At 36.7% G+C, this 12,212-nt stretch carries 10 protein-coding genes; 3 read left to right on the top strand and 7 right to left on the bottom strand.

All coding sequences use genetic code 11. From position 1 onward, the window contains the following. Positions 1-173 precede the first annotated feature (173 nt). The 4 genes from AC1RNS_RS23450 to AC1RNS_RS23435 all read right to left on the bottom strand — a co-directional run bounded on the left by AC1RNS_RS23450 (position 174) and on the right by AC1RNS_RS23435 (position 4,965). Entirely contained in the window at positions 174-2,543 is a 2,370-nt protein-coding gene (locus AC1RNS_RS23450) for a penicillin acylase family protein (protein ID WP_492996176.1), read from the bottom strand. Positions 2,544-2,723: 180 nt separating this feature from the next. Next, positions 2,724-3,479, bottom strand: coding sequence for an exodeoxyribonuclease III (locus tag AC1RNS_RS23445; RefSeq protein ID WP_492996175.1), 756 nt, complete (start codon positions 3,477-3,479; stop codon positions 2,724-2,726). A gap of 54 nt (positions 3,480-3,533) precedes the next feature. Further along, positions 3,534-4,448: a UDP-N-acetylmuramate dehydrogenase gene (gene murB, locus AC1RNS_RS23440; protein ID WP_492996173.1), complete on the bottom strand. Its 915-nt coding sequence runs from the start codon at positions 4,446-4,448 to the stop codon at positions 3,534-3,536. A 211-nt stretch (positions 4,449-4,659) separates the two neighbouring features. Beyond that, a complete protein-coding gene (locus AC1RNS_RS23435; RefSeq protein WP_054771027.1) occupies positions 4,660-4,965 on the bottom strand; it encodes a winged helix-turn-helix transcriptional regulator in 306 nt (101 codons plus the stop codon). Between the two features lie 502 nt (positions 4,966-5,467). Between AC1RNS_RS23435 and AC1RNS_RS23430 the strand changes: the two genes are divergently transcribed. Both AC1RNS_RS23430 and AC1RNS_RS23425 read left to right on the top strand, forming a co-directional pair. Beyond that, entirely contained in the window at positions 5,468-5,995 is a 528-nt protein-coding gene (locus AC1RNS_RS23430; protein WP_492996170.1) for a YceI family protein, read from the top strand. Positions 5,996-6,034: 39 nt separating this feature from the next. Beyond that, positions 6,035-6,403 (top strand): DUF2500 domain-containing protein, encoded by a 369-nt coding sequence (locus AC1RNS_RS23425; protein ID WP_492996169.1) that lies wholly within the window; start codon positions 6,035-6,037, stop codon positions 6,401-6,403. Between the two features lie 24 nt (positions 6,404-6,427). On the opposite strand, the gene AC1RNS_RS23420 is transcribed toward AC1RNS_RS23425, so the two are convergent. From AC1RNS_RS23420 to AC1RNS_RS23410, 3 genes are all read right to left on the bottom strand, one after another. Next, positions 6,428-8,788: a bifunctional 2',3'-cyclic-nucleotide 2'-phosphodiesterase/3'-nucleotidase gene (locus AC1RNS_RS23420; protein WP_492996168.1), complete on the bottom strand. Its 2,361-nt coding sequence runs from the start codon at positions 8,786-8,788 to the stop codon at positions 6,428-6,430. A gap of 303 nt (positions 8,789-9,091) precedes the next feature. Further along, entirely contained in the window at positions 9,092-9,718 is a 627-nt protein-coding gene (locus AC1RNS_RS23415) for an FMN-dependent NADH-azoreductase (RefSeq protein ID WP_492996167.1), read from the bottom strand. A gap of 170 nt (positions 9,719-9,888) precedes the next feature. After that, entirely contained in the window at positions 9,889-10,596 is a 708-nt protein-coding gene (locus AC1RNS_RS23410; RefSeq protein ID WP_492996217.1) for a DsbA family oxidoreductase, read from the bottom strand. Between the two features lie 129 nt (positions 10,597-10,725). On the opposite strand from AC1RNS_RS23410, the gene AC1RNS_RS23405 reads away from it, so the two are divergent. Then, positions 10,726-12,105: an FAD-dependent oxidoreductase gene (locus AC1RNS_RS23405; protein ID WP_492996166.1), complete on the top strand. Its 1,380-nt coding sequence runs from the start codon at positions 10,726-10,728 to the stop codon at positions 12,103-12,105. Positions 12,106-12,212: the final 107 nt, after the last annotated feature.

The following is a 12,212-nucleotide window of genomic DNA, read 5'->3' as shown; positions in this document are numbered from 1 at the left end:
TCACCTCATTCAAATGTTGGTTTGATTGTTTTGACTATAACATAATATTCCATCTTATTCAAACGATTATTTGAATGTATAGGATTTATATCATTATTTCCATAAAAAAATTTTAATAACACTCTTTCGAAGTAAATAAAAATCAGCGCACATACTTGTACGCTGATTTTTGTTTATTTTGCTTTTAATAGTAATGTTGTTCCCTTAATATTTTCTTTTCTCACAAATGTTTGATGATAATTTCCATTTGCCCAATCCATTACTTGATCTTGATACCAATCGGATTTCACATGCCCGCTTTGACCTGGGCCAACGATATGATAGGCTGAGCTTAAATCCCCCGCATCTACAACAAAGCGCCATGATGCACCATGGTCGACATTCCCAGCCGTATCATTATCAGCAGCTTGAACAGTAACCTTGGAGCCGCCAATAGGAACCTTTTTAGCATTAAAATATGCTGCAAGAATCGGTGAAGCACTTCCTAATGTATGATCAAAAGTAAGCTGATGGAAGTTCCCCCATTGCCACTTTGATACATTTTGTCCAAATTGATCTTCCAATTGCGCTACGGTAAGTTCAAATGCCTTATAAACTGTTGTATCCACACCACCTTGCTCTTCCATCCAAATGCTCTTATTTCCTGCATATGCTGTACGTAAAAGCTGATCAGTGATATTAAACTTCCCAGACATTAATTTATACATATCTTCAGGCATTTGATCTCTAAATAATACTTCCTGCAGCTTTACCATCAATGTATGGAAGACTAGTGGAGCACCTGATTCTTTAGCATCTGTCATATCCCATTCTTCTAACAATTTAATAGTATCTGCATACTTTTCATCCTGATCTTTTGCTTTTATGGATGTTAATAAATTTGGTAAAAACTCACGTGCATATAGATTCTGTTGATCCATTTGTAATTGCATCATATCTTCCACTGTTATAGAATCATTTGCTTCTAACACTTCCTTGATTCGCTCAAAACGATAAGGCTGTGCCCAAAAGTCTGTTATATGGTAAGGATATTCTTCTCCAATGACTTCATTATTTGCTGTCGCGATAAAGCCTTCTTTTGGGTTGACTACAGTCGGCAGTTCATCCCATGGGATAAAGCCCTCCCAGCCATAGTCACTGGAATCACCTGGAACTGGCAGCTGTCCATCACCCTGCTTACGAATTGGTATTTGACCATTGGCTTTATAAGCAATCGTGCCATCCTTTGATGCGAATACGAAATTTTGAGCCGGTGCTTTGAAATCTTCCAACGCTTTTTCAAAGTCATTCCACGATTTCGCCTTATTAAAGCCCAGTATCGCACTTAGCTCTGCAGTTGGCTGAAGTGCTGTCCACTGCATGGCAAATTGTGCTGTCGGCTCCGTATCCTTAAATGCTAAATTAGTCATAATCGGACCATGTCTCGTAACAACGACCTCAAAATCTACCGTATCTCCATCTTTCACCTTGATTGATTCATCACGTACCTCGGCTTGCTCCCATTTGCCATCATAGCGAAATTGAGTTGGATTATCGGGATTCGGTATTTCAATATATAAATCCTGTACATCAGGTCCAACGTTAGTAACTCCCCATGCAATATCATCGTTGTGTCCTAAAATAATACCGGGAATACCAGCAAAAATTACGCCGCTAACGTTTTGCTCAGGTGATTGTAGGTGCATTTGATACCAAATAGAAGGTGTGCTTAAGCCTAAATGTGGATCATCTGCTAAAATGGGTGTGCCTGACGCTGTTTTCTCACCTGATACTACCCAGTTATTACTGCCATTAAATTCGTTTGGCAATAAATCTGCTTGGAATTGCCCTACTACTGCGACTGGATTTTCCTTATTAGCTTCAATAATAGATGACGCATTTTCAGGATATTTAATAAATAATTCTTTCGCTTTGTCTTCACCGAAGTTTTGTAAAGCCCAATGACGGAATGCAAGTGCGTTCCAATTACCGCCTAAATCATAGGCCATATATTTTCCAATTGTTATAGAATCTTCAACAGACCAATTCTCTGGTTCATAGCCTAATAATGCAAATTCATAGCTTAACGTGTTTTTTTCTTTTGCCTCTGCAATAAAAGCATTTACACCCTCAGCAAACCATTCAAGTACCTGCTTGCTTTCTGGATCATAGGCAGATAATGATTTTTCAGCTGCATCTCGTAAACTAAACGTTCGAAAATGCTTATCTGAATTAATGGTTGCCTCTCCAATTATCTCCGACAAGCGACCACTTGCCTGTCTACGAGCTAAATCCATTTGAAACAGCCTATCTTGTGCCTGTACATAGCCCTGTGCACGATACAAATCTGCATTTGTCTGAGCGAATATATGAGGGACCCCCTTGTCATCCCTTGTGACGCTTACATCCTGCTCCAACACATTTACAGCAAGTTCCCCATCAATAACTGGCTTCGATTTATTCATAAACCATGTAAAGCTGATAAATAACGCAATCGCAACTACTGCTAAAAAACCAATAATAGCAAGCAGCCACTTTTTCCATGTAAACTTTCTCACATGCAAACCCCCTTCTTTGCAATATATTCTGGTTTTTGCTTATCAAATCCTTTTAAATGTAAAATAATTAGCGAAATTTAGCGATTTATAGAACAGGAACAGTATAAATAATATGAATCATCCATACTACTGAGGAATGTTAAAAAAACCGTATCTTCCCTAACGGAAAATACGATTTTTTAGATACTATATACGAAGCTGTAATTCGATTGGACAATGGTCACTTCCTAAAATGTGCGCATGAATAATCGCCTCTTCTATGCTGTCTTTTAATCTCTCAGAAACAATAAAATAATCAATGCGCCAGCCAATATTGCGTTCACGTACTTTATTCATATAAGACCACCAGGTATAGTGGTCTGTTGTATCCGGATGTAGGTGACGGAAGGAATCGATAAAGCCACTTCCTAAAAGTTCTGTCATTTTGGCGCGTTCTTCATATGTAAAACCAGAATTTCCGATATTCGATTTTGCATTTTTTAAATCAATTTCCATATGTGCAACATTTAAGTCTCCGCAGTATACAATAGGCTTCTTGGCATTCAGCTCCTGTAAATATAAAGCTAACCGACTCTCCCACTCCAAACGCAGAGATAATCGAGCTAAATCTCGCTGAGCGTTTGGTGTATAGACATTTACTAGGTAAAAACCTTCATACTCTAACGTAATAATTCTCCCTTCATCCTGAGAAACATCTTCACCTACACCATAATGTACAGAAAGTGGCGTATGCTTTGTAAAGATAGCAGTCCCTGAGTAGCCTTTCTTCTGTGCGTAGTTCCAATACTGCTCATATCCTTCAAGAGAAAGCTCCACTTGTCCTGCCTGACACTTCGTTTCTTGAATACAGAAAAAATCAGCATCCATGCTATTGAAAAAATCTAAAAAACCTTTGCCTATACAGGCTCTGATTCCATTGACATTCCAAGAAATAAATTTCATTTTCTTCTCTCCTCCAAAAAAACGCCCCCCGCCATCAGCGAAGAGCGTAGTATGCTATAAGTCATCACCAACTATTTTTACTTCTGTCTCCAAATCAATACCGAACTTTTCCTTAACTACTCTCTGTACCATTTGGATTGTTGCGATATAATCAGAAGCTGTGGCATTGCCTTTATTAACAATAAAGCCTGCATGCTTCGTTGAAACCTCTGCATCACCTACACCCTTTCCTTGTAAGCCGCTATCTTGAATGAGCTTACCTGCAAAGTGACCTGGAGGGCGCTTAAAGACACTTCCTGCAGATGGGTATTCTAATGGTTGCTTAGATTCTCGTTGGAGCGTTAAATCTGCAATTTTAGCATCAATTTCTTCCTGTACGCCTTTAGCTAACTGAAATTCAGATGACAGTACATAGAAACCCTTTTTAGCAATAATACTTTTACGGTAGCCTAGTTCAAGCTCTTCTTTGTTTAGTATTAAAACATCTCCTTCTTTAGTTAACACTTTAGAGGAAATAATAATATCCTTAATTTCTCCACCATAGGCTCCTGCATTCATAGCCATCGCTCCACCAATTGAGCCTGGAATCCCACAAGCAAATTCAAAGCCTGTTAAAGTGGCAGCAGCAGCTAATTTAGATACATCTTTTATGAGTGCACCGCTTTGCGCGTAAACATGGTTATCAGCTATATGAATTTCATCTAAATATGAAAATGTAACTACAATCCCTCGATGTCCGCCATCACGAACAACCATATTGGACCCATTACCTAACATTAATAATGGAATATTATTTATGTGTGCATAGCGAATAACTGATATCGCTTCTTCTTCTGTTTCAGGTAAAACAAAAACATCTGCCTTACCGCCTAATTTAGTCATCGTATATTGCTGTAATGATTCATTTAATTTAATATTGGCTGGATTTACGCTTTGTGCTAAATCCGATGCCCATTGTTCTTTTGTCATGAGAGCTAGTTCCTTTCTAACATCCTTCTTACTCTACACTAGTATGGATTTAGAACCTCGATTTGACAAGTAAAATGAAGGGGTTTTTATCTCGTTTCATGGGTTATAAAACACCCTGTGCAGAGATGTTGAATATTATAAAGAAAATTCAAGATCATTCCAAGAAACATATATAACCAACTTACCCTTATCAGCAATATATAGGCTTCTTTTAAAGCCAGCTTGTTGCCCATGATTCAATATTACGAATAGCTCCTTCTAACGCCTTACCCTTATCTGTTAACGAATACTCAACACGTACTGGTACTTCTGAATACACTTTTCGCTCCACAAGCCCTTCTTTTTCTAGCTCCTTTAAGCGTTCTGATAACAAACGACCACTTACTGGTAATGCAGACTCAATTTCATTAAATCGTTGCGGTCCATCTAATAGTTGATATAAAATTAGCCCTGTCCAGCGTTTTCCAATTAAATCCATTGCTTTAGCTAAACGAGGACATAAAGTCGTCTCATTCATTTCTTTCACCTCTTATGTATTCTATTGTAACGATTATTTTTACAAAAGTAAATTTGAAGTAACTTATTTACACCTAGTAATTTATTTACTGTTATATATTTAATTACTAAAAGTAAGTTTAAGTTGAATTATGTATTTTTTAAATTAATGTACAGAAATTCACATTAAATCGAATGATAAAATTATAGCCTTCTCTTAACCTTGGTCTTAAATAAACGTTTAGTCACAGTAGTTGAAAAACAATCTTGTACAGGACAACTCACTATATGCCTTCACTCTTCACAATATGATTATTTCAAAAGCCAATACTTTCTCAATTAACCTCAAATAGAAAGCAGACATTCATACTTTCATGATTACTTTTCTTATAATAATTTTAAATATTCACAAATTACACGATTATTCATAGTATATTTGCTAATTTTTACGAGTAATCCATTGAATCATTGAATTTTTTACTCTATCATTCGTTGTAAGATACTGTTTTTAGGGGGATTTTCCAGTGAAAAAGTATGCAATTGATTTCAGCCATTCAACAATCGGCTTTTCAGTAAAACATATGATGATATCAAAAATACATGGTACATTCGAATCGTACAATGCAGAAATAGCTTTACCAGGTATTGAACAAGTTGAAGGAGGAAGCATTTCCTTTACCATTGCAGTTGCCAGTGTTTCCACGAAAAATTTCGATCGAGATGTTCATCTTGTATCTCCTGACTTTTTCGATGCCGATGTTTATCCTAAAATATTATTTACATCCACAGATATCAAAAAACTTGAAGATAAAAAATATGCTATTCATGGTGATTTAACTATTAAAAACATAACAAAGCCCATTACATTTACTACAGTATATACTGGAAATGGAGTAAACCCTTGGGCACAAGAAGTATATGGCTTCCAAGCAAAGGCACAAATTGACCGGCGAGAATTTAATTTAGTGTATAACATGCTACTTGAAACAGGTGGTGTATTAATTAGTGATGAGATTGATGTTGTTGTTGACCTTGAAATAAGTCCTGTCTAACTATTTTGTTTGTTGTAACATAGGTAAGGAGGGAACTTTATGCTTTGGTTTAATGATTTTTCATTTGTGTCTATTTTTATTTCAATAATCTTTTTAATTGTTATTGGAGGTATCGTGTTCACTGTTTTTAACAGCATTTTACAATGGTCAAAAAACAATAATTCACCTGTTTTAACAGTACCAGCTAAAGTCGTTACGAAACGATCCAATACAAGTGGAGGGTCTGGTAACACTAGTGCCCAGACATCCTATTATGTAACGTTTGAGGTACAAAGTGGTGATCGGATAGAGCTAAAAATGAATGGTCGTGATTTTGGACTACTTGCAGATGGCGACTTTGGATTACTAACGTTCCAAGGCACACGTTATCATACATTTGAACGGCAAAATAAGAAGAGCAGCGATTAACTCGCGCTCTTCTTTTCAATTTCATTATTGAATTAAATATTTACCGAAGCCGCCCACTGTATCTCCCAAATATTTAATAGAGCTACCTGCTGGGATAACTTTTTGAGCATCCTTGGCAGTTTGGTAAATAACCTTTGTATTTGTTGGGAATGGTACAAACGACCAGTTATCATCAGCAGCAGGATTGATTATTTTATTGTCCATAATGTAATCAATAACCGCTTGACGATTTTCATACGCATAATTCGTTACATTAGAGCCATTAGCATTTTTAAATGTCGCCCCATATGAGCCGCCAACACGGTAATTGTTTGTAATAATGATGAATTCTTGTTTTAAATCAATCGGTTTACCAGCATATTGTACATTCTTAATACGATTTGCCTTTTCATCAGTAAGATTACCACGACGATCATATTTTGCTGGCGATGTCACATCAATTTGATAAGTTAAACCATCTAGCACGTCGAAATTATAAGAACGTGCCTCTGGATCGATAATATTTTGCTCTTCTGTTTTATTTGGATCAATTGTTGCAAAAATGCCTGCAGCCATCTCTAACCATTCAATAGCTTGAGCACCTGTCACTTTAATCGTTGTAACAGTGTTATCATAATGGTAAATATCTGCCATATTTTTAATTGCAAGAGGACCTACAGGAATATTTGTATAATCAGCAGGATTATTACGAGAACCTGCTTTGAAAGGTGCACCGGCAGAAAGCAGTGGTGTCTTTTCATCAGTAGTACCTTTTAATTCCTTTTCAATAAACCATTTTTGAGCCTGTGTAACAATTTGAATGGAAGAATCATCTTGCACCATAGAGAAGTAACTATGGATTGGAGCAGTTGTCTCACCAACAGGTTGACGGATATACTTTAATGTACCTTCATGGGCTTCCTTAATTGCATTTAAAACAATATTAGAAGGCTGTAATCCCTCTTTTTTAATAGAGTGAATAGAACCTTGTCCATCCACAACAACCCATTTTGAGCCCTGTAGCTCTAGCTTTAAATCAATAACACCAAGATGACTACCGTAGCTACCTGCCATAACAGTAGGTACTCCATTAATTGTTCCTTTTTCTTGATCTACATTTTTTAGATCCTTATAGTCACCTGGGAAGGTTAAATGAGAGTGACCTGTAATTAAAGCATCAATACCTTCGATATCAGCAATTTGATAGCCAACATTTTCCGCGCCCTCCACATACGTATCTTCACCAATACCTGAATGTGAAAGAACAACAATTACATCTGCGCCTGCTTTTTGCATTTCTGGCACAACTTCTTTTATCGCTTCAACAGGTTCTTGCATAGCAACTTTACCCGCTAAATGAATGGCATCCCACTCAACAATTTTTGTAGGCACGATACCTGTCACACCTATTTTAATTGTGTGCTTTTTACCTGTATGATCTACAACCTCTTTATCTAAAATGACATAAGGCGTATACATATGCTTTTTTGTTTTTGCATCATAAGTGTTTGCATTTACGACTGGATATTGTGCATCATTTAATACCTCATCTAAAAACGCTAAACCGTAGTTGAATTCGTGGTTACCTAATGTACCACCATCATATTTCAATGCATTAAGTGCTGCGATAGCTGGATGAACTTCACCAGGCTGTAATACATTTTCTAACGCCTTATAAGAGCCTAATGGCGTTCCTTGAATTAAATCGCCATTATCGAACAATAATGTGTTTGGATTTTCAGCACGTGCTTGCTCAATTAATGCGGCAGTATTCGCTAATCCTACATCAGCTGATTCAGCATCTAAGTAATAATTATAATTAGCAAGGTTCGTATGGATATCTGTCGTTCCTAAAATTTGTAGATCCATTGTAGTTTTAGCTGTTGGTAATTTATATTCAGCTGTAAAACGTTCCACAATACTTTGCATTTGCTCGAAAGTCACATAGTCACGAGGGCGAATTGTGTTATCATCAAAGCCTTGTAAAATATTTGCTGCAACAGCATTTGCTAAATCTTGCTTATGTGTCATAGCAATTAAATCGGCATCCTTGAATTTATCCAACACCGAAAGTGATGCGTTTTCATTAACTAGTCCACGGGCAGATATAACAAAAGCTTGTTGACGTGTTAATTTATCATCTGGTGCAAACGATGTGACACTTTTACCTTTAATCAAATTCAGCTCTACTGCTTTTTCCACATAAGGGGCTAAATCCTTTGGAACATCCGTGAAGGACAGTTTAGAACCATCATCTAGCTCAATGTTTAATTTTTCTACTAATTCTTTCACGTAGTCTCCTCGTGTCACGTCGTTCGATGCTGCATTTGCAGACAGTTCAAATGGTAGCAACGTGATTAGAAGAAGTAACATCGATAAGAATTTAGTCATTAATTTCTTATTCATGTAACAGCCTCCTTAATAATCCAATATTTTCCTACGATTTCTATTATATTATACTAATACATATATTCACTGAATAAATAGACCTAATTGTATGTACTTTTGAATGATTAGCAAAGCACTTTACTAGAAAATCACAAATTAATACCACTTCCCTTTATTCTTTACTATGTAATGTTATTTAATGGAATTGACAATAAGTGTTTAGCATCAATATATCAGACTACTATACCACCACCGTACCTCTGCTACACAATAAAAAAAGTCCTCTCAGATTAGAGAGAACTTTCGTTAAAAAATAAATGATTATGCATGGACAGATTGTAAAGATTGAGCTACTTTTTTAACTTCTTCTAGGCCATTTGCAATAATTTCTTGAGCTTTATCTGGTGAAGCATTGTGTCCTTCAATAACAACCTCTTCGATAATTTCCATACCGAATACGCCACCTGCAACATTTTTAATATAGTTAACTGCCATTTCCAATGGTTGAGCTTCTGGTGAAGTGTAGTAACCACCACGAGCATTTAAAATAATTGCCTTTTTGTCTGTCATTAAGCTAACCATTTGCCCTTGCTCATTATATTTGAAAGTGAAACCAGCTTGGTATACATAATCAATGAAAGTTTGTAATGTAGCTGGAATTGTTAGGTTCCAAAGTGGGAAAGCAAATACAACTACATCAGCTGCAGTTAAAGCATCCATCGCTTTTTGCTTTGCAGCTAAAAGACGAGATTCAATGTCAGTTAACTCCCCTCCATTTTGGACTTTACCAAAAGCATTGAATAGATCTTGACCAAAATATGGCATATCTTCTTTATACACATCAAAAGTTGTAACATTAACACCTTGTACATTTTCCATAAATGTCTCATACATTTTAGTTGAAATACCATCTGGTCGGTTGTTAGCTTTTATTACTAATACGTTCATTATATAAAATCTCCCTTAAAAATCATAATTTAATATATCTTGATTTCGAGATATATGACTTTCTTAGTCTAAAAAAATTTCAGTCAAAAGTCAACACTTTTGACTGAAATACTTATATAGACATATTGATTTATACTTCCAGTTCCTCTTGATGTATGACTACCTTGTATTTAAAATTTACAGCTTTCATCTGTACATACACTAGTATCGTCAGTGCCAGCCATTTTTAATGCTGGTTTTAAGCCCTCTTCTTGCGCTACTTTACGCAAAGTATCTTCAAACACTTCCTGTGATTGGGCACCAGAGATACCATACTTACGATTGAGAACGAAGAACGGTACACCACGTACACCAAGCTCTAGCCCTTCTTGAATATCTGATTCAACCTCACTTTTATACTCTTCAGTCGCAAGAACCTTCGCAACTTCATCACGATTCAGACCTACTTGCTCAGCTATATCAACTAATACATTATCCTGTCCGATCCGTTTTGCTTCAATAAAATAACCATGTAATAGCGCTTCTACAAGTGCTGTAGCATCCCCTTGCTGCTCCGCCCATTTCACTAGACGATGTGCCTTTAATGTATTTTCTTCCATTAACTTATCGAAATTATAGTTTAGACCAACCTCTTTGGCCCTAGCAGCCACGCCTTGCGTCATTTCTTTTGCTTTCTCTAAAGACATCCCATACTTTTTCGCTAAAGCTTCAAACGTGGATACATTTGTATCAACAGGTGTTGTTGGATCAAGTTGATAACTTTTATATACAAACTCTACCTGCCCTGCAAAACCTGTATCCTCTATTGCCTGCTCCAACTGCTTTTTCCCAATATAACAAAATGGACATACATAATCTGACCATATTTCAATTTTCATCAACCAACACACTCCTTTTTGCTACATTGTAGCGATAGTCTTTACAGCAAGGCAATTTTTATGCCTCTTTGCATAAATTTTCAAACCAATCTACATACTGAACATAAAAACAATGTGAGGGTTTTATGTATGACACAATCTCTTTGGCTCGCAACATCTGATTCCATCTCCTTAACATCTCTGAATGCTTCTACAAATTGTGATGTATGCATAATAGGCGGAGGCTTGACAGGTCTCTATACGGCCTATGTCTTGGCAAAATCGGGTGTTGACGTAGTCTTACTTGAAGCAAATACACATTTAGGCCATGGCACAACTGGTCATTCAACAGGAAAATTAACTGCACAGCATAGCTTAGTTTATTCAGAACTTATTGAAAAACTATCAGTAGAAGAAGCAAAGCTTTATTATCAGCTCAATCAGCTCGCTATTGAAAAGGCGATGCAATTACTTCCGAAGAATAGTATCCAGCAAGTTGATTCATTACTTTATTGCCAAACAAAAACAGGATATGCCCAGTTATTAAAAGAATGGAATGCCTATAAAGTTTTAAATATCAAAGCAAAGATCACCTCTGAAACAGAGCTCCCTTTCCCAATTACAAAAGCACTTAGTATGTCGCAGCAGGCACAAATAAATCCAGTGGAGGTATGTAATTTTCTTGCAAAAGAAGCATTGTCAATGGGTGCAAAACTCTATACAAATACCCGTGTGCAACAATTAAACATATCACAAAATAATCTACATACCGAAAATAACATGTCGGTTCAATATAACAAACTTATTTTGTGTTCACATTACCCCATTGAAGCCTTTAAAGGGCTACAGCTTTTTAAGCTTTCTAACAGCCGTTCCTATATGGTTGCCAGCAAAATTAATGATACGATGCAAGGACAATATCTCTGCGTAGATTTCCCTTCCCGTTCGATTCGTACCGCAACCATTAACAATGAGCATTATTTAGTACTAGGTGGCGCTAACCATATTGCAGGTGGAACAGCAAAGACAGCGCCCTATTATGAGGCCATTGAAGGAGAAATGAAGGCACATTTCGATCAAGAACCAATCTATCGTTGGTCCGCACAGGATATTGAAACACCTGACATGATTCCTTATGTAGGAAGGATTACAAAATCGCTGCCTAATGTTCTTATTGCAACTGGATACCGTAAATGGGGAATCTCCAACTCATTTGTAGCTGGAGATATATTATCTTCCTTGATTACAGGTTCAAGGAGTGAAGACGGTGCAATTGCTCTTTATTCACCAGCACGTACAAAATTTGGCGCTCAATTTATGCAAATGCTTAAGGTAGGAGGATTTGTAGCCAAGGAATTTGTCGGTGGCTATCTTAGAAATGCCAGTGCACCAACTTGTACGCATTTAGGCTGTAAAACAAAATGGAATGAAGCTGATGAAACTTGGGATTGCCCTTGTCATGGCTCCCGCTTCAATGCTAAGGGAGAGGTTCTTGAAGGTCCTGCTGTACAACCATTAAAATTAGAATAGAAGAGGCTGTCTTTTTTAAAGACAGCCTTTTCATAGTGTTGAAAAATTAAATAGTCAAGGGACTCTTTGTGAATATTTAGTCAAAATGAAGGTGATTTCCGTTCCAG

This window comes from Lysinibacillus sp. GW821-FHT14F06 (genome assembly GCF_058803665.1).
The sequence above is the reverse complement of the archived record's forward strand: the minus strand, read 5'-3'. Positions and strand labels throughout refer to the sequence as shown.

Coding starts and splice junctions, on each gene's coding strand:
- AC1RNS_RS23405 (WP_492996166.1), top strand. CDS start 10,726: ATGACACAATCTCTTTGGCTCGCAACATCTGATTCCATCTCCTTAACA.
- AC1RNS_RS23410 (WP_492996217.1), bottom strand. CDS start 10,596: ATGAAAATTGAAATATGGTCAGATTATGTATGTCCATTTTGTTATATT.
- AC1RNS_RS23415 (WP_492996167.1), bottom strand. CDS start 9,718: ATGAACGTATTAGTAATAAAAGCTAACAACCGACCAGATGGTATTTCA.
- murB (WP_492996173.1), bottom strand. CDS start 4,448: ATGACAAAAGAACAATGGGCATCGGATTTAGCACAAAGCGTAAATCCA.
- AC1RNS_RS23435 (WP_054771027.1), bottom strand. CDS start 4,965: ATGAATGAGACGACTTTATGTCCTCGTTTAGCTAAAGCAATGGATTTA.
- AC1RNS_RS23445 (WP_492996175.1), bottom strand. CDS start 3,479: ATGAAATTTATTTCTTGGAATGTCAATGGAATCAGAGCCTGTATAGGC.
- AC1RNS_RS23420 (WP_492996168.1), bottom strand. CDS start 8,788: ATGAATAAGAAATTAATGACTAAATTCTTATCGATGTTACTTCTTCTA.
- AC1RNS_RS23425 (WP_492996169.1), top strand. CDS start 6,035: ATGCTTTGGTTTAATGATTTTTCATTTGTGTCTATTTTTATTTCAATA.